Source organism: Arthrobacter sp. NPDC058192, from assembly GCF_042883665.1.
In the GTDB taxonomy this organism is placed as follows: domain Bacteria; phylum Actinomycetota; class Actinomycetes; order Actinomycetales; family Micrococcaceae; genus Arthrobacter.
The window spans coordinates 1-16741 of the sequence record NZ_JBHVVJ010000005.1; the positions used below are offsets into that span (position 1 = coordinate 1).

At 68.6% G+C, this 16741-nt stretch carries 14 protein-coding genes and 2 tRNA genes; 4 read left to right on the forward strand and 12 right to left on the reverse strand.

Features of this window, described 5'->3' with window-relative positions:
• Nucleotides 1-663 precede the first annotated feature (663 nt).
• Nucleotides 664-795 (forward strand): hypothetical protein, encoded by a 132-nt coding sequence (locus tag ACFVVK_RS06440; RefSeq protein WP_390265034.1) that lies wholly within the window; start codon nt 664-666, stop codon nt 793-795.
• 61 nt (nt 796-856) lie between these two features.
• Here the strand turns inward: ACFVVK_RS06440 and ACFVVK_RS06445 are convergent.
• The 4 genes from ACFVVK_RS06445 to ACFVVK_RS06460 form a co-directional block, all read right to left on the reverse strand.
• Nucleotides 857-930: transfer RNA gene (locus tag ACFVVK_RS06445), tRNA-Met, on the reverse strand.
• 62 nt (nt 931-992) lie between these two features.
• Nucleotides 993-1064 (reverse strand) — tRNA-Thr (locus ACFVVK_RS06450).
• A 243-nt stretch (nt 1065-1307) separates the two neighbouring features.
• Nucleotides 1308-3431 carry a DEAD/DEAH box helicase gene (locus ACFVVK_RS06455; protein ID WP_390265036.1) on the reverse strand — a complete coding sequence of 708 codons (2124 nt, stop codon included), beginning with the start codon at nt 3429-3431 and terminating at the stop codon, nt 1308-1310.
• Between the two features lie 402 nt (nt 3432-3833).
• Nucleotides 3834-4487 carry an MOSC domain-containing protein gene (locus ACFVVK_RS06460; protein ID WP_390265039.1) on the reverse strand — a complete coding sequence of 218 codons (654 nt, stop codon included), beginning with the start codon at nt 4485-4487 and terminating at the stop codon, nt 3834-3836.
• 214 nt (nt 4488-4701) lie between these two features.
• Here ACFVVK_RS06460 and ACFVVK_RS06465 point away from each other — a divergent pair, with 214 nt between their 5' ends.
• The gene (locus tag ACFVVK_RS06465) at nt 4702-5892 is read left to right on the forward strand and encodes an acyl-CoA dehydrogenase family protein (RefSeq protein ID WP_390265042.1); all 1191 of its coding nucleotides are present in this window, start codon (nt 4702-4704) and stop codon (nt 5890-5892) included.
• A 24-nt stretch (nt 5893-5916) separates the two neighbouring features.
• Here the strand turns inward: ACFVVK_RS06465 and ACFVVK_RS06470 are convergent, their stop codons facing one another.
• The 6 genes from ACFVVK_RS06470 to ACFVVK_RS06495 form a co-directional block, all read right to left on the reverse strand.
• Nucleotides 5917-6678, reverse strand: coding sequence for an SDR family oxidoreductase (locus ACFVVK_RS06470; protein ID WP_390265044.1), 762 nt, complete (start codon nt 6676-6678; stop codon nt 5917-5919).
• A gap of 28 nt (nt 6679-6706) precedes the next feature.
• A complete protein-coding gene (locus tag ACFVVK_RS06475) occupies nt 6707-8110 on the reverse strand; it encodes a glycosyltransferase 87 family protein (protein WP_390265047.1) in 1404 nt (467 codons plus the stop codon).
• Nucleotides 8111-8209: 99 nt separating this feature from the next.
• A complete protein-coding gene (locus ACFVVK_RS06480) occupies nt 8210-9544 on the reverse strand; it encodes an MFS transporter (protein ID WP_390265050.1) in 1335 nt (444 codons plus the stop codon).
• Nucleotides 9541-10095, reverse strand: a complete 555-nt coding sequence (locus ACFVVK_RS06485) for a winged helix-turn-helix transcriptional regulator (RefSeq protein ID WP_390265053.1) — start codon at nt 10093-10095, stop codon at nt 9541-9543. The genes ACFVVK_RS06480 and ACFVVK_RS06485 overlap by 4 nt, the downstream gene beginning before the upstream one ends.
• Nucleotides 10096-10177: 82 nt before the next feature.
• Nucleotides 10178-11383 carry a cystathionine gamma-synthase gene (locus ACFVVK_RS06490; RefSeq protein ID WP_390265056.1) on the reverse strand — a complete coding sequence of 402 codons (1206 nt, stop codon included), beginning with the start codon at nt 11381-11383 and terminating at the stop codon, nt 10178-10180.
• A gap of 17 nt (nt 11384-11400) precedes the next feature.
• Nucleotides 11401-12786, reverse strand: a complete 1386-nt coding sequence (locus tag ACFVVK_RS06495) for a cystathionine beta-synthase (protein WP_390265059.1) — start codon at nt 12784-12786, stop codon at nt 11401-11403.
• A gap of 143 nt (nt 12787-12929) precedes the next feature.
• Here ACFVVK_RS06495 and ACFVVK_RS06500 point away from each other — a divergent pair, with 143 nt between their 5' ends.
• Complete coding sequence (locus ACFVVK_RS06500; RefSeq protein WP_390265611.1) at nt 12930-14063, forward strand: SLC13 family permease; 1134 nt, start codon at nt 12930-12932, stop codon at nt 14061-14063.
• 22 nt (nt 14064-14085) lie between these two features.
• Here ACFVVK_RS06500 and ACFVVK_RS06505 read toward each other — a convergent pair whose 3' ends face one another.
• On the reverse strand, nt 14086-14514 hold the full coding sequence (locus tag ACFVVK_RS06505; protein WP_390265062.1) for a VOC family protein: 429 nt from the start codon (nt 14512-14514) through the stop codon (nt 14086-14088).
• Between the two features lie 190 nt (nt 14515-14704).
• Between ACFVVK_RS06505 and ACFVVK_RS06510 the strand changes: the two genes are divergently transcribed.
• On the forward strand, nt 14705-15685 hold the full coding sequence (locus ACFVVK_RS06510; RefSeq protein ID WP_390265065.1) for a DNA-3-methyladenine glycosylase family protein: 981 nt from the start codon (nt 14705-14707) through the stop codon (nt 15683-15685).
• A 118-nt stretch (nt 15686-15803) separates the two neighbouring features.
• On the opposite strand, the gene ACFVVK_RS06515 is transcribed toward ACFVVK_RS06510, so the two are convergent.
• Nucleotides 15804-16721, reverse strand: a complete 918-nt coding sequence (locus ACFVVK_RS06515; RefSeq protein WP_390265067.1) for a hypothetical protein — start codon at nt 16719-16721, stop codon at nt 15804-15806.
• Nucleotides 16722-16741: the final 20 nt, after the last annotated feature.

The following is a 16741-nucleotide window of genomic DNA, read 5'->3' on the forward strand; positions in this document are numbered from 1 at the left end:
CCTACCTCCAGCGCCGCAACGAGTCCCTCCATCCGGAGGTTTTCAAATGAGGCAACGAATCACTCTTCCCGGAGGTATTGCAATGAGGCAACAGGGGGCCCGTGCCCCGCCGGGTCACGAAACAGCGCCAGTTTCCCCGCCACGGTTCTTATTAGTTCAACAACACGCGATGATGACCGCATGGATAAGGCGATGGTCTGCGTCGTTGTAATTGCTGCCGCGCTGCTAGGCGGATGCGCCAGCCCGGTGCCACCGTCGATCGAACCGACAACATCCTCTCAACCCACCATGCTCCCGGACGAGCTAACCGGCCGGGCCACGGTCTTACAAAATGGGGACAATTCACCTGTGCTCTGTCTGGGGGCCACTACGACCTCCTATCCGCCCAGGAGCTGCGGAGGTCCGGTCATCCGGAACTGGGACTGGTCCAAGGTGACCGGGTACCAAACCCTAAACGGCGTCACCTGGGGGGCCTACGAAGTAACCGGAACATGGGACAACGGTGAACTTGTCCGGACCCGGGAGGCCGTTCCCCTGTCGTCCACTGACGCTGCTGTCCCCGAGGCCGCAGCGCCCGTCTCCGGGAAACCCGGGAGGGGAAGCGAGTCACAGCTCAGGCAGCTCCGGCAAGAGCTTACGCAGGCGGGTGGGCAGCCTATCCTTATGTCGTGGGTCGAGAACGGCTACCTCGTGGTACTTGTCGCCCACGACAACGGCGCCATCCAGCGAGAATTGGACCGCAAGTACGGCGCCAATGTGGTTCTCGTGCGGTCCGCACTCAAGCGCAGCACCTAGCCGGTCCGCACGCCGGCGGAAACAAAAAGGACCCCGGGGCTAGGCCCTCGGGGTCTTTCTGTAGCGGTGGGGAGGCTCGATCTCCCGACCTCACGATTATGAGTCGTGCGCTCTAACCAACTGAGCTACACCGCCATAAATGAGGAAAACCTGCGCTCAGCCGGTCAAAAACCGCCTTGACACAGGCCCTCATTCAGAGCCCCCCACCGGAATCGATCCGGTGACCTCGTTCTTACCAAGAACGCGCTCTACCACTGAGCTAGGGGGGCAACGAGTAAATACTCTACCGGAAGATTCGCCCACCAACAAATCGGTGGGCGGACGACGGCGGGGCCGCCGAAAACAGCGGAAATACGGGCTTCCGGGGCGGTCCAGGAGCCCGGATCAGGCGCCGCGAGCCGGCTGTTCTACGCGGTGTGACGAAGCGAACACAGCACCCGACCGCTTGAGTTCTTAAACAAGAACGGGCCGGCTCACTCAGGAGCCGGCCCGTTTTCAGATGGAGCTATTGGTTACCACTTGTTGCGCGGCTTGAAGCCGCCTTCGTGGCGGGGCTTGCGGGCGTCGCCGCCGAAGCTCCGCTCGGAACGCTCGCTGTAGGAGCGGCCACCGCGGTCCGCGGACGACCGCTCGCCGTCGTTCTTGCGGAATTCGCGCTTGAAGCCGCCGTTGCCCTTGAAGTTGCCGCTGCCGCCGGAGTAGCCGCCGCGGTCCCCCCGGTCCCCGCCACGGTTGCCCTGGTAGGCGCCGCGGTCCCCGGAAGGCTTGCGGCCGTTGTCGAGCTCGAGGTGGATCAGCTCACCGCCGATCCGGGTGCGCGACAGGGCGCGCAACTGCTCGGGGCTCAGGTCGGCCGGGAGCTCCACGAGGGAGTGGTCCGAGCGGATGTCGATGCCGCCGATCTGGGCCGAGGAGATGCCGCCCTCGTTGGCGATGGCGCCCACGATGGAACCGGGCATGACGCGCTGGCGGCGTCCCACGGCGATCCGGTAGGTGGCGTTGCCCTCGGTGAGCTGGCGGGTCGGGCCGCGGGAGCCGAAGCCGTCCTTGGAGCGCTCGCGCTTCTGGAACTCGGGCGCGGCCGGGAGTTCCTTGACCAGCAGCGGCTGCCCGCCCTGGGCCATGACCGCCAGTGCGGCGGCGATCTCGGCGGCAGGCACCTTGTGCTCTTCCTCGTAGGAGGCGATGAGGTCGCGGAAGGCGGCAACGTCCTCGGACTCGAGCGTCTCCGTGATCTTCTCAGCGAACTTGCCCAGGCGCAGGGTGTTGACGGTTTCGGCGGTGGGCAGGTGCATCTGTTCCACCGGCTGGCGCGTGGCCTTCTCGATGGAACGCAGCAGGTACTTCTCGCGCGGCGTCATGAACAGGATCGCGTCACCGGAACGCCCCGCGCGGCCGGTGCGGCCGATGCGGTGCACGTAGGACTCGGTGTCATGCGGGATGTCGTAGTTGATCACGTGGCTGATCCGCTCGACGTCGAGGCCGCGGGCGGCGACGTCGGTGGCCACCAGGATGTCGATGCGGCCTTCCTTGAGCGCGTCAACAGTGCGTTCGCGCTGCTGCTGCGGGATGTCGCCGTTGATGGCGGCAGCCTGGAATCCGCGGGCCTTCAGCTTGTCGGCGAGGTCCTCGGTGGCCATCTTGGTGCGCACGAACGCGATGACGCCGTCGAATTCTTCAACCTCAAGGATGCGGGTCATGGCATCAAGCTTGTGCGGGCCCATGACCTGCAGGTAACGCTGCTTGGTATTGGCGCCCGTGGTGGTCTTGGACTTGACCTGGACCTCGGCCGGGTTGTTCAGGTACTGCTTGGACATCCGGCGGATCTGGCTCGGCATGGTGGCCGAGAACAGGGCCACCTGGCGGGATTCCGGAGTCTGCTGGAAGATCTGCTCGACATCTTCAGCGAAGCCCATGCGCAGCATCTCGTCGGCCTCGTCCAGCACAAGGTACTGGAGTTCGGACAGGTCCAGGGACCCCTTGGCGATGTGGTCGATGACGCGGCCGGGGGTACCGACAACAACCTGGGCGCCGCGGCGCAGGCCCGCGAGCTGGGGTCCGTAGGCGGAGCCGCCGTAAACCGGGAGGACGGTGAAGTCATCGATGTGCTTGGCGTAGGAGGTGAAGGCCTCGGCAACCTGGAGCGCGAGCTCGCGGGTGGGGGCCAGGACCAGGGCCTGGGTCTTGCGGGACGGGCCGTTGAGGTCGTGGAGCTCGGCCAGGCGGGACAGCGCCGGTACTGCGAATGCTGCAGTCTTACCGGTACCGGTCTGGGCCAGGCCCACGACGTCGCGGCCTTCGAGCAGCAGCGGGATGGTCGCTGCCTGGATCGGGGACGGCTTCTCGTAGCCGACATCCTGCAGGGCAGCCAGGACGCGGCCGTCAATGCCGAGGTCAACGAACTTGACGCCCTCGTCCTCGGCGTCCCCGGCCTTGGAGTCCTCGTTCGTGGACTGGGCCGGCTTCGTGTCAGCCTTGGGGTCGGTGCCAGCGGCCTCGGCGGCAGCCGGAGCCTCGGTGGCGGCGGGAGCCTCGGTGAATTCCGGGGCGGAGCCGGCTGCGGGGGCAGCCGCTTCAGAAGTCTCGACGACGGCGGTGGGCTCGGTCGTTTCGGAGCTGTTCTGGTTTTCGGGCATAGGGGATTTCTTCCTCATCCATAGGGGCCAAGCGGCACAACCCGAGGTGAGCGGAGCCGCAGTACGCGTGACGTGAGTTGCCGGGCGTACGTTGACCGGCGGGTCACATAGAAGTCCGGCGCTTTCGCAATCCCATGGCAGGACTTCCCGCTGCATCTCTTGGCTGCTATCCCAGCAGTCTGTACAGCGTTTTCTTTTGCCGGCTCTCCCTATGAAAATGCCCGCATCACAATTTGCGGGCCCCAACACTTGCCAGTCCTGCCTCAAGAATTGGGCAGGAATAAGGGATTTCCGGAGTGGGGGATGTATCCATCATAAGCCATGGACCAGAATGGCGGTAACTGAGGGCCCGACATCGGCCGGTGAGATTGCGCACACCGGCGTCGTGATCCTCGACCCAACCTAGGCGCCTAGCTGGCGCTGCAGCTTCTCGAAGCGCTGGTGATACTCGGGCTGGAGGCGGATCTCACCGTCGGCGTCGGCGTCACGCAGGGCCTCGATGTCCGCCAACGTGGGGTCGCTGAACCACTTGGCGATGGTCACGCCGTGGGCGGGGACGAAAATCCTGTGAATGTGGTTGCCGGCCTCAATGCTGCCCGTGCGGACCACGCGGAGGTATGTGCCCACCTTCCCGGCCTCGGTGAACCTGCGGACCCAGTGCGGCTCCCCCATCCGCCGCTGGAACGTGGCGCAGGGGACGCGGGGAGACGTTACTTCAACCTCGACATCCAATCCGAGCTTCCAGCGTTCGCCGATCACGGCCTCGGAGGCGTTGATCCCGGTGATCCGCAGGTTTTCGCCGAAGATGCCCGGCGGCAGATCCCGGCCGAGCTCGGCACTCCAGTAATCGGCGTCGTCCTGCGAATACGCGTAGAGAGCCTGGTGCTCGCCGCCGTGGTGGATCCTGCTCGCCTGGATGTCGCCGTGCAGGCCGAGTTTGTGGACCCGCACCGGACCGTCCACGGCACGCTTGTCGATCGCGGTGACCCCGACGCTGCCAGGATCCGCGAGCAGCTGGTGAACCCGGCAGACTGCAAGCACAGATGCGCTTTTCATGGCACCAGTCTAGGCCTGCCGCAGCGCGGCCTGTCTGCCTGGCGCGGGACTCCTCCCGAAGGCCCCCACCGCCGCGCTCCTCCCCGGTTGCTTTGTCGATCAACCCGGAAAACCCTGGCGACGCCTGCGAGTCCTGCCGGATCTGGCAGGCCCACGAGAAGCAACTGGGAGGGACAGCCGCGGCCGGCCTGCCGTGGACGAATAGGATGCTGGCATGAGCAACGCCGCTGCAGCTTCCGATGTTTCCGATGTCCTCGCGATCGATTCGCTCCTGAGCGCCGAGGAACTGGCCGTGCGGGAGCGGGTCCGGGACTTCACGGACCAGCGCATCCGACCGGGGATCGCCAGCTGGTTCGAGGACGCCGTGTTCCCGCTCGAGCTCGCCCCGGAACTGGGTGAACTCGGCGTGCTGGGCATGCATCTGGAGGGCTACGGCTGCCCCGGCCGCTCCGCCGTCGAATACGGCCTCGCGGCAATGGAGCTCGAGGCCGGCGATTCCGGCATCCGCACGTTTGTCTCCGTGCAAGGCTCCCTCGCCATGACGGCCATCCACAAGTGGGGCTCCGAGGACCAGAAGCAGGAGTGGCTCCCCCGGATGGCCGCCGGCGAGCTGATCGGGGCTTTTGCCCTGACCGAACCCACGGCCGGCTCGGACCCTGCCTCGATGCAGACCTTCGCCCGCCGCGACGGCTCCGGCGAGGACGCCGGTTGGGTCCTGGACGGCGCCAAGCGCTGGATCGGGCTGGCGTCGGTGGCAGGAGTCCTGGTGGTCTGGGCCAGAACCGACGACGGCGTGCGCGGCTTCCTTGTCCCCGCCGGCACCCCGGGCGTCACCGCGACGCCGATCGGGCGGAAGCTCTCCATGCGCGCCTCCATCCAGTGCGATATCACGTTCGACGGCGTGCGCCTCGGCCCGGAGGCGCTGCTGCCCGCGGCGCAGGGGCTGCGGGGCCCCTTCACCTGCCTCAATGAGGCCCGGTACGGCATCGCGTGGGGTGCCATGGGCGCGGCCCGGGATTCCTACGAGGCCGCCCTGGCCTATGCCCAGGGCCGGCTGCAGTTCGGCAAGCCGCTGGCCGGATACCAGCTGACGCAGGAGAAACTGGTGAACATGCTCCTGGAAATCCAGAAGGGCACCCTGCTGGCCCTGCACCTGGGCCGGCTCAAGGACGCCGGCACGCTGCGCCCGGAGCAGATCTCGCTCGGCAAACTCAATAACGTGCGGCAGGCGCTCGCCATTGCCCGGGAGGCCCGCACGATCCTTGGCGGCAACGGCATCACCCTGGACTATTCCCCGCTGCGGCACGCGGCCAACCTCGAATCCGTCCGCACCTACGAGGGCACCGACGAGGTCCACACCCTCGTCCTGGGCCAGCACATCACCGGGCTCCCTGCGTTCCGCTAGGCGGGTTCCCGGCCGGCCCTGGGCTCAGGCGGAGAAGCCGCCGTCGGCCTTGACCAGCTGCCCGGAGATCCAGCGGCCCTCGGGCGAAAGCAGGAACGCCGCCGTGCCGGCCACATCCGCCGGTGTGCCCAGCCGCCCGCCGGGCTGCCGCCGGGCCAGGTCCGCCCGGACCGTGTCATCCATCCAGCCCGTGTCCACCGGTCCCGGGTTGAGGACGTTGGAGCTGATGCCCAGCGGGCCGAGCTCCCGCGCCGCCGCGATCACGATCCGGTCCAGGGCGCCCTTCGAAGCCCCGTAGGGCACGTTGTAGGCGGTGTGGTCACTGGTCAGGGCCACGATGGCGCCGCCGTCGGGACCTGCCTGGCGGGCGAAGGCGGCAATCAGCTGCCAGCTGGCGCGGGTGTTGACCGCGAAGTGCCGGTCGAAGCTCTCCAGGGAGGTGTCCAGGATGCCGGAGTCCACGGATTCGGCATGGCTGAGAACCAGGCCCTGCAGCGTTCCGGCCTCCGCCGCGGCCGCGGCAATCAGCCGGTCCACTGCGTTTGGGTCTTCGAAGTCCGCGGTCAGGGCCACGACGGCGGCACCGATCGCCTGCAGCTCGGCGGTGAGGCGTTCGACGTCGTCCGGCTGGACTCCCCACGGCATCCGGGCGTCGTAGTCCTGCCAGTAGGTCAGTACGAGGTCCCAGCCGTCCGCGGCGAGGCGGCGTGCGATGCCGGCACCGATTCCGGCGAGGCGGCCGACGCCGGTAACCAGGGCAGTCTTTCGGGGCGAAGCGGAGCTCATGCCGAACAGCCTAGCCGCGGCGGCGGGGTCAGGCGGGTGACCGGACGTCCCGTTCAGCGGCTGGCCCGTCGGCAAGCTCAAGTTCCGGGGCCACGGAGTTGCGCCGCAGGGCGACGAGCCAGCACCCGAGGAGTGCCACGGCGCAGAAGACCCCGGCGCTGGAGGCCATGATCCACAGCCCGGGCGTCTGGATATCGAGGTTTTCCGCGCCCAGGGCTTTGCCGATGGTCTTCGGCGAGAACAGGAACACCAGAAGTGAAATGCCAAGCGCCCCGCCCATGGTCCAGCGCATCCGGGCGAATCGGCGCGGAGTTTCCCGCAGGGTCCAGGCGAAGGCCGGAAAAACGGCGGCGACCCACACCCAGTGGTGGGACCACGAGACAGGGCTGACCAGCAGCATGGTGAGCGCGGTAGCCGACACCGCGACGACGCGGGCACCCTGGTCGCTGGCGGCCTTGATCACGGCGGCTCCCAAGGCCACGACGAGTAGGCTCAGCACCAGCCACGGCACAGTGACGGAGGCTTCCGGGACGCCGAAATGCAGCAGCGCGCCCTTGAGGGAGAGGTTGTCCACATAGCCCGCTCCGCCCATCCGGGACGTGTCCGGCAGCATCTCGAACCAGAACTGCACGGACTCGACGGGACGCAGCAACCAGCCGAGCACCACCGTGGCGGTGAAGCCTGCGGCCATGTTGAGCAGCCCGCGCCAGTCCTTGCGGACCAGGTAGTACAGGCCGAAAACCAGGGGCGTGAGCTTGATGCCTGCGGCGACGCCCACCAGGAAGCCGCTGCCCGGGAAGCCGCGTGTCCAACGCGGGTTGCGGGCCAGCAGGTCCGCGGCCATGAGGCCCATGAGCAGGGCGTTGATCTGGCCGAACATCAGGGTCTCCCGCCACGGGCCGAGATTCAGCACCGCCAAAACCAGCACGGCGGCGGCCCAGCAGTTGCCCGGGGAACGGAAGGTGGCGCGCCAGTTCCCCTTTCCATTCCAGTAGCGGACCGTGCGGACGGCGGCCAGGACCGCCACGAGCGCGCCAGTGGCGTTGAACAAGGCCAGGGCGGCCGCTTGGGGCAGCCGGGCCAGCTGGCTGAACAGCACGGCGGCGAACGGCGGATAGGTGAACTTCAGTGCCGGGCCGCCGGCCCAGTCCACATTTCCCGCGTACAGGTCCGACGGCGCCGTGCCGGCGTCGTTCAGGATTTTCCCGCCGTACCAGTAGACGCTGAAGTCCAGGCCCTCTTTCGCCCAGACGCCCAGCGACATCCAGATGAAGTAGCCGACGGCAACGACGACCGCCGCGACGGAGAGCCAGGCAAGCGTGCCTGTGGCCAGCCCCGGGACGGGGATCTTCGGATCGGGCTGTTGCGGGACGGGGACGGCCACGGCGGCGTTCGGCCGCGCGTAGCTGTGTTCGGAATCGAGCACTGACATGAATTCCCCGATCGGGCTGCTGGTGTAGACGCTGGCCGGTGGTCGGTTCCGTCCGGGCGGCGGAAACGCGCCCTCGCTGTCGGTCAGTCTACAGAACAGCTAGGCCGGAACCGGGACCGTGTCCGTTTCCCGGGCGTGCTTGCGGATGGTGGCGCTGATGACGGCGGCGATCGTGCACATGGCGGCGGCGGCAAACCAGGCGTAGGTGTACTGCCCGGTGGCGTCCCGGATGGCGCCGGCCGCCAGGGCCGCGGCGGCCGCCCCGAGCTGGTGGGCCGCGAACACCCAGCCGAACACGACGCTGCCGTCGGCGCCGAACACCTGCCGGCAGATGGCGGCGGTCGGCGGCACCGTGGCAACCCAGTCCAGGCCGTAGATGACCACGAACACGATCATGCTGGGCTGGACCGTGGCGCTGAGCAGCAGCGGCAGGACCAGCAGCCCGATTCCGCGGAACTGGTAGTACACGGCCAGCAGGATCCGGGGGTTGAAGCGGTCCGTGAGCCACCCGGAGGCGATGGTTCCGACGATGTCGAAGATGCCGACGACGGCGAGCAGGCCTGCCGCGGTGGTCTCCGGCATGCCGTGGTCATGGGCGGAAGGGATGAAGTGGGTGCCGATCAGCCCGTTGGTGGTTGCGCCGCAGATCGCGAATCCGGCCACGAGGGCCCAGAAGGTACGGACCTTGCTGGCCCGCTTGAGCACCTGCAGGGCGCGGACCGCCGCGTTGCGGCGCGGCCCGGCCGAGTCGCGATCCGCCGGGGCCGCCTCCGCGGTTCCGTCGTCGGCGGCCGGCGTGGCCCCGTAGGGCAACACGCCGACGGCGGCCGGGGAGTTTTTCAGAAACATCAGCACGAGCGGCACCACGGCGAACGCGCCGGCGGCGATGAGGAGCGAGGCCTGCCGCCAGCCCGAGTCCTGGGCCAGAACCGCGATGAAGGGCAGGAACACGAGCTGGCCGGCGGCACTGCCAGCGGTGAGGATGCCGATTACCAGGCCGCGGCTCTTGGCGAACCACGTGTTGGCGATGGTGGCGGCGAAGACCAGGGCCATGGATCCGGTGCCCAGGCCGATCAGCAGCCCCCATGTCAGCAGGATCTGCCAGGACTGGTTCACCAGGACCGTCAGCGCGCTGCCGGCACCGATCAGCACCAGGGCCACGGCCGTGACCGCGCGGACGCCGAAGCGTTCCATGAGGGCCGCCGCGAACGGTGCCGTGAGGCCGAACAGCACGAGGTTGATGCTGACCGCGGCCGAGAGCACGGTGGTGGACCAGCCGAACTCGTTCTGCAGCGGCACCAGCAGCACGCCGGGAGCGGCCCGGAAGCCGGCAGCCCCGACGAGCGCGAGGAAGGCCACGGCGGCCACAATCCACGCGGGGTGGATCCGCCGGCGGAACGGCGTGGGGGTCTGCGTTGTTTCGGGGGCGCTCATGCGGCGGTTCCGTTCTGGTGTGGCCGGGTGGTCTGCTGTGGCTGGGTCCGTTCAGGGGGTGCCGTGCCGGCAGAGGCCAAGGGCACGGGGTCCGCGGTGCGGGTGAGACTGTGCCAGCTCGTGTTCCCGGCAGTCAGCGGCTCGCCGCAGGCCAAGCAGGTGTCAGCGGAAGAGGTCCGCTGCCCGCAGCCGGTGTGAAGGACGAACATGTGCGCCTGCTCGGAAGGAGCGGGGAGGTGCTTTTCGGCCCAGAGAACGACGGCGTTGAGCACCGGCAGGGCGTCCTCGCCCTTGGCGGTGAGTACGTACTCCTGGCGGGTGCGGCCGCCGTCGTCGTAGGGCCTCCGGGCGAGGAGCCCGGCGTCCACCAGCCCGGCGAGCCGCCGGGTGAGCACGGAATCGGCCGCGCCCAGCCGCTGCTTCATGGCCTCGAAGCGGCCGTTGCCGAAGAACACCTCCCGCAGCACAAGCATGCTCCAGGGGTCGCCGAGGATGTCGAGGCCGCGGGCCATGCTGCAGGTCCGCTCGGACCAGTCGGATCGAAGTGCCATGCAGGCAACGCTAGCTGACTCTCTTGAAGAAAGCTAGGGTGGACGGGCCGGACTCGCGGGGGCGGAATCGCGGAGGCGCTGCCTAAGCCAGGGCGGAGAGCGCGGCGTCGAGGTCGGCGATGAGGTCCTCGGCGTCCTCGATGCCGCACGAGAGCCGGATCAGGTTGACCGGCACGGCCAGTTCGGTGCCCTTGACCGAGGCATGCGTCATTTCCGAGGGGTAGTTCATGAGCGATTCGATCCCGCCCAGGGACTCGGCGAGCGTGAACACGGAGGTCGACTCGGCCACCTTGCGCGCGGCGGCCTCGCCGCCCTTGAACTGCACGGAGACCATGCCGCCAAACTTCCTCATCTGCTTTTTGGCCAGCTCGTGGCCGGGGTGGGAGGGCAGGCCCGGGTACAGCACGGCCTCCACTTCGGGCCGCTCCAGCAGCCACTCGGCCACGGCCTGGGCGTTGTCGCTGTGCCGGTCCATGCGCACACCGAGGGTTTTCAGCCCGCGGGTGGTCAGGAACGCGTCCATCGGCCCGGACACGGCGCCGACGGCGAACTGCACGAAGCCGATCTTCTCGGCCAGTTCGGGGTCGTTGACCACAATCGCACCGCCCACGACGTCGGAATGCCCGCCGATGTATTTCGTGGTGGAGTGCACCACGACGTCGGCGCCGAGGGCCAGCGGGGTCTGCAGGTACGGGGACGCGAAGGTGTTGTCCACGACGAGGAGAGCACCGGCGTCGTGCGCCACCTTCGCGAGGGCCTCAATGTCGGTGATCTTCATCATCGGGTTGGACGGGGTTTCCACCCACACGAGGCGGGTCTTGCCGCCGCCTGCGACTCCGGACGCGCCTCCGGCGGCGACTGCCCTGGCGACGGCGTCGAGGTCGGACATGTCCACCGGGGTGTTCCCGATGCCCCACTCCCCCAGGACCCGGCTGATGAGCCGGTACGTTCCGCCATAGGCATCGTTGCCCAGCACGATGTGGTCGCCGGGCCGGGTGAGCGCGCGGATCATCGAGTCCTCGGCGGCCAGGCCGGAGCTGAAGGAGAACGCTGCGGCGCCGCCCTCCAAGGCGGCGAGCTGCTCCTGCAGCGAATCACGCGTGGGGTTGGTGCCCCGGCCGTACTCGTACCCGGCGCGCAGGCCGCCGATGCCGTCCTGGGCGTAGGTTGACGAGAAATGCACGGGCGGCACCACGGCACCGGTGCGCGGCTCGAAGGCCTGGCCGGCGTGCACGGCGCGGGTGTTGAAGCCGGCGTTCTTCTCAGATGAGCTTTCTGGCTGGATCATGGGACTCCTTGAACTGGTCAGTTGCTGAGGTAGGCGAGGAGGTCATGGCGGGTCAGGATGCCCACCGGGGCGCCGACGAACGTCACCATGAGGGTGTCGGCGTCGGAGAGGAGTTCGCGGGCGGTCGAGATCGATTCGAGCGAGCCGATCACGGGCAGCCGGGCCCCCATGTGTTCGGAGATCTTGTCCGAGAGTTTAGCCTCGCCCCGGAAGAGCTTGGCCGTGAGCGTGCGTTCGTCCACGGCGCCCAGCACCTCGCCCATGACGACGGGCGGCTCCTGGGACAGGACGGGGATGTGCGAGACGCCGAACTCGTTCATGATGTTGATGACATCCCGGACGCTCTCGTTCGGGTGGATGTGGACAAGGTCCGGCAGTTCACCGGTCTTGGCCTTGAGGATCTCGCCCACCGAGGCCTCGTCCCCGCTGGCCAGGAAGCCGTAGGAGCGCATCCACTGGTCGCTGAAGATTTTCGCCAGGTAGCCGCGGCCGGAGTCCGGAAGGATGACCACGACGACGGCGTCCGCGGGGAGGTCCTGGGCGACCTGCAGCGCGGCCACCACGGCCATGCCCGAGGAGCCGCCCACCAGCAGGCCTTCCTCGCGGGCCAGCCGGCGGGTCATCGCGAAGGAATCGGCGTCACTGACGGCAATGACGTCATCCGGGACCGACTTGTCGTAGTTGGCCGGCCACATGTCCTCGCCAACGCCCTCGACGAAATAGGGCCGGCCCGTTCCGCCGGAGTACACGGAGCCGGCGGGATCCGCACCGATGATCTTGACGACGCCGCCCTCGGCCGCGGGACGTCCGGCGGAGACCTCTTTGAGGTACCGGCCGGTGCCGGTGATGGTGCCGCCGGTACCGGCGCCGATCACGCAGTGCGTGACCCGGCCGTCGGTGTCGTGCCAGATCTCGGGGCCGGTGGTTTCGTAGTGGCTCGCCGGGGCGGCCGGGTTGGAGAACTGGTCCGGCTTGAACGCGCCGGGGATTTCGGTCACAAGCCGGTCGGAGACGCCGTAGTAGCTTTGCGGGCTGTCAGGCGGGACGGCGGTGGGCGTGACCACCACTTCGGCACCGTAGGCCTCGAGGACGGCGCGCTTGTCTTCGCCGACCTTGTCCGGCACCACGAAGATGCAGCGGTAGCCCTTCTGCTGGGCCACGAGCGCCAGGCCAACGCCGGTGTTCCCCGACGTCGGCTCCACGATGGTGCCGCCGGGCTGCAGTTTGCCCGTGCGTTCGGCCTCGTCGATCATCTTGGCCGCGATGCGGTCTTTGATCGAACCGCCGGGGTTCAGGTATTCCAGTTTCACCAGGACGGTGGCTGCGATGCCGTCGGTCACGTGGTTGAGCTTGACTAGCGGCGTGCGGCCGATGAGGTCCAGAACGGACTGGGCGTACTTCATAGGTACAAAGCTACCGTCTCCGGCGGCCATGCTGCTGGCAGGATGCGTGGCACCGGAGTCCGGCCTCCCCGGGGTGCGACGATGAGGCGGTGAAGAAGATCCCCCGGCTGAAGACCCTCAAGAGCTATGCCCTGCCGGCTGGCATGCTGCTGGCCGGGTGCGCGGCGCTGGCGTCCGGGCTCCTGCCGGTCCCCGCCTTCCAGGAGCTCGCGGCACGTACCGTGCCCGTGCTCACGTTCGTGGTGGCGATGTCCCTGGTCACCGAGCTGGTGGACGGCGCAGGCCTCTTCCGGGTGGTCACCGAACGGCTGGCGGCCCTGGGCCGCGGCCGGATCCTGCTGTTGTGGTTCCTCGTCATCGCCCTCGCCACCGTCTCCACGGTGTTCTTGTCACTGGATACGACGGCGGTGCTCGTGACCCCCGTCGTCGTGCTGCTCGCCGTCCACGCCCGCATTCCGCCGCTGCCATTCGCCCTGACCACGGTCTGGCTGGCGAACACGGCCTCGCTGCTGCTGCCGGTATCCAACCTGACCAACCTGCTGGCGCAGGACCGGCTCCAGCTCAGTCCGGCTGCGTTCGCCGCACTAGTGTGGGCGCCGGCCGTGGTCGGCATCGCTGTACCGCTGCTGCTCCTGTGGCTGGCGTTCCGCAAGGATCTCCGCGGCAGCTACGGGCCGCAGCCGCTGCACAAGGTCCGGGACCGGGTGCTTCTGTACGCGGCGTCCGGTGTGATGGCGGTGCTACTGCCGGCCCTGGTTTCCGGCGTTCCGGTGCAGTACCCGGCGATGGCCGCGGCCGCCGCCCTGCTCCTGCTTTTCCTGTGGCGGCGTCCCTCCGCTTTGCGCTGGTCCATGATCCCGTGGCGCCCGCTCATGCTCACCTCCGGTCTGTTCATGGTGGTGGAGACCCTGCACGCCAACGGGTTGACCCGGTTCCTGTCCGGGATCGCCGGTACCGGCGACGGCCTGCCGGCTCTCCTGCAGCTCGCCGGGCTCGGCGCAGGGGCGGCAAACGCGGTGAACAACCTCCCCGCCTATTTGGCCCTGGAACCGGCGGGCAACTCCTCTGCCCGGCTGGCGGCCCTGCTGATCGGCGTGAACCTCGGACCGCTGGTGACCCCGTGGGCCTCCCTGGCGACACTGCTCTGGCACGAGCGGCTCCGTTCACTGAACGTGGAGATCCGCTGGGGCGGCTTCGCCCTGGCCGGGGTCGTCGCCGTCGTACTCACCGTCCCCTTGGCGGTCCTGGCGCTGTGGCTCACCACGGGGAGGCACTGACCCAGGCGTTGGCGGCCCGCCTTTAGGCGCCGATGTCGTTGGCGGGGTCCGCCGCAGCGGTGCCGCCCTCCGGCACCGCGTTTTGCCACAGCCCCACGATGTTGCCCTCGGTGTCGCGGAAGTAGGCGGCCCACCCCATGGTGCCCACCTCCTGCCGGGCACTGACTGTGGCGCCGCCGAGGGCCTCAATCTTCTCCAGCGCCGCATCGATGTCATCAACGTCGATGGTGATGACAGGGGAGGTGACAGTCCCTTCCCGGCGGAACATCCCGCCGTTAATCGCGCCCGGCACCGAGGGCATGCCAGATTCGTCGGTCTGGGTGGTGGTGATCATGGTGTAGCTCAGCTCCGGCACCGGATTCACCGTCCAGCCGAACGCCGAGCTGTAAAACTTCCCGGCGCGGACCTCGTCGTCGGCGGGGATTTCGAAGTGCACAACTCCTCGGGCCATTACGCTCACCTGTCATTTCCGGGTTGTGGGACCACTGTGCGATCAAAGGGCCGGGCGCGGGCGGTCCACGCTCCAACCGGATTGTAGTCCCGCCGCGGGCTGCGGGTTAAGGGGCGCCGGGCCCGGTCTTGGTGCCGGTCTTTTGAGCTGCAATGCAGCGGCGGTCGCAGGGGCGTGGGAACATGTTCGGGTGACCATCGCAGACGTCCCCGCCGGCCTTGCCGCCGCGGCGGACGCCTCGTTGCGGTGGCATCCCGGCGGCCCCTTCGACCTTCTCCAGACCATAGGCCCGCTGCGGCGGGGCCAAGGGGACCCCGCCATCCGGACAGCCCCCGACGCCGTGTGGCTGGCGTTCACGACGCCCGCCGGTCCCGCGACGCTGCGCTTGGCAACCACGGGACCCAGGGCGGACCCGGCGGTTGACGCGCAGGCCTGGGGCCCCGGAGCCGCCGACGCCGCGGGCTCTGTCCCGCGCCTACTGGGCCGCGATGACGACTGGACGGCTTTCGATGAGCCCGTCTTCCACGCCACGCTGCCCCGGATGGTCATCGAAGCCCGGCGACGGAACCTGGCGGTGCGGCTGCCCGCAACCGGCCGGATGGTCGACGCGCTCGTGCCGACCATCCTGGAGCAGAAGGTCACCGTGATTGAAGCCCGCCGCGGCTACCGCTACCTGGTGTACCGCTTCGGAACGGCCGCCCCCGGCGCCGGGTCGGTGGCTCCGGCCAACCTCATGATCCAGCCCACCCCGGCGCAATGGCTCCGCATCCCGTCCTGGGAATGGCACAAGGCCGGAGTCGGGCCCCAGCGCTCGGCGACCGTCATGCGCGCGCTGCGCTCCGCCGTCGGCCTCGAACGGCTCGCCGTCCTGCCAGCCGCCGAAGCCGGGGCGAAGCTGCAGACCATCCCGGGGATCGGCGTGTGGACGGCCGCCGAGGTGGTGCAGCGCACGCACGGCTGCCCCGACTCGATCGCGGTGGGCGACTACCACCTGGCGGCCTATGTCGGCGCGGCGCTGACAGGCCGCCGCACGGACGACGCCGGCATGCTCAGGCTGCTCGCCCCCTGGGCGGGGCACCGGCAGCGGGTGGTCCGGATGCTCGGCCTCAGCGGTTTCCGCAAACCCACCTTCGGCCCCCGGATGACCATCCAGGACCACCGCGGCCACTGACCACCACCCACACTGCAACGCGGGGTCACTTACGGCCCATTCGAGGCCAACGATTGGGCGCCAAGTGACCCCGCGTTGGAGGGGTGCATCAGGAGTCGGCGGGTCAGGAATCCGCGGGTCAGGCGCGGCGGAGGACCGACTTCATGCGGGCGATCACACCTTCGAAGCCCTCGGCAAGGTCATCGGCATTGAGCTTGAAGTAAGCCCAGCCGGCGCCGCGGAAGGCTTCGTCGCGACGATTGTCCCGGGACTGCTGTTCCCGCGTGAGGTGATGGGCGCCGTCGTACTGAACAGCAATCCGAAATCGCCGGTATCCCAGGTCGGCTGCGGGCGACCGGTCATCATCCGGATCGAGCCTCAGCTGTAGCTCCGGTTCGGGCAGGCGCGCGTCCATCAGCGCGAGCCGCAGGAACGTTTCCGGGAACGAATCCGATCCCACCCGCATCTCGTCGAGGGCCAGCCGGGCCCTCTCCACTCCTTTCATATTGGGGTGCTGGCGGATGAGCAGCCGCAGGCCCTCCTTATGGGCGTAGGGCTCGGACCTGTTCTCAAGTCCCGGCCGCGGGATGCGGATCAATTGGTCGCCCATAGCGATGAGATAGTTGAGCGGCAGCACGGCCGCCAGATCCAGCCAGGTCCGCGGCGGCACCGTCACAGGGATGCCGCCGACGTCGGTCAGCTCGCCCGGGATCAGACGCACGCGGTGGCCGGTGACGCCGGAGCGTCGGACCCGGGGCAGTTCGTGCGGCTTGCTGAGATGGATCGTGAGGCACTCGCCCATCCACGGCGGCAGCCCAAGCGGTGTCAGGACGGCAGCGGTTTCGTGGGACACCCACGCGCCCGGGGTCGCGGCCGCCAAAACCCGGGCCCGCTCGAGGACCTCGAGCTGGCGGCCGGCGGGCAGATAGATGAGCCGGCCGCCGTCGGACAGGTCCTTGGCCCGCAGCCGCTTCGGCGGGACACCGAGCGCACGGGACTCGTAGACGGTGAACGGCGCCCGGCCAAGGCTTTCCGGGAGCGGTGTGATGCGGCCCATGGGCACCATTGTGTCCCTGC

Excerpts from the sequence above, each read along its gene's own strand:
- ACFVVK_RS06440 (WP_390265034.1), top strand. The coding sequence starts at position 664 with ATGTCGTGGGTCGAGAACGGCTACCTCGTGGTACTTGTCGCCCACGAC.
- ACFVVK_RS06455 (WP_390265036.1), bottom strand. The coding sequence starts at position 3,431 with ATGCCCGAAAACCAGAACAGCTCCGAAACGACCGAGCCCACCGCCGTC.
- ACFVVK_RS06460 (WP_390265039.1), bottom strand. The coding sequence starts at position 4,487 with ATGAAAAGCGCATCTGTGCTTGCAGTCTGCCGGGTTCACCAGCTGCTC.
- ACFVVK_RS06465 (WP_390265042.1), top strand. The coding sequence starts at position 4,702 with ATGAGCAACGCCGCTGCAGCTTCCGATGTTTCCGATGTCCTCGCGATC.
- ACFVVK_RS06470 (WP_390265044.1), bottom strand. The coding sequence starts at position 6,678 with ATGAGCTCCGCTTCGCCCCGAAAGACTGCCCTGGTTACCGGCGTCGGC.
- ACFVVK_RS06475 (WP_390265047.1), bottom strand. The coding sequence starts at position 8,110 with ATGTCAGTGCTCGATTCCGAACACAGCTACGCGCGGCCGAACGCCGCC.
- ACFVVK_RS06480 (WP_390265050.1), bottom strand. The coding sequence starts at position 9,544 with ATGAGCGCCCCCGAAACAACGCAGACCCCCACGCCGTTCCGCCGGCGG.
- ACFVVK_RS06485 (WP_390265053.1), bottom strand. The coding sequence starts at position 10,095 with ATGGCACTTCGATCCGACTGGTCCGAGCGGACCTGCAGCATGGCCCGC.
- ACFVVK_RS06490 (WP_390265056.1), bottom strand. The coding sequence starts at position 11,383 with ATGATCCAGCCAGAAAGCTCATCTGAGAAGAACGCCGGCTTCAACACC.
- ACFVVK_RS06495 (WP_390265059.1), bottom strand. The coding sequence starts at position 12,786 with ATGAAGTACGCCCAGTCCGTTCTGGACCTCATCGGCCGCACGCCGCTA.
- ACFVVK_RS06500 (WP_390265611.1), top strand. The coding sequence starts at position 12,930 with ATGCTGCTGGCCGGGTGCGCGGCGCTGGCGTCCGGGCTCCTGCCGGTC.
- ACFVVK_RS06505 (WP_390265062.1), bottom strand. The coding sequence starts at position 14,514 with ATGGCCCGAGGAGTTGTGCACTTCGAAATCCCCGCCGACGACGAGGTC.
- ACFVVK_RS06515 (WP_390265067.1), bottom strand. The coding sequence starts at position 16,721 with ATGGGCCGCATCACACCGCTCCCGGAAAGCCTTGGCCGGGCGCCGTTC.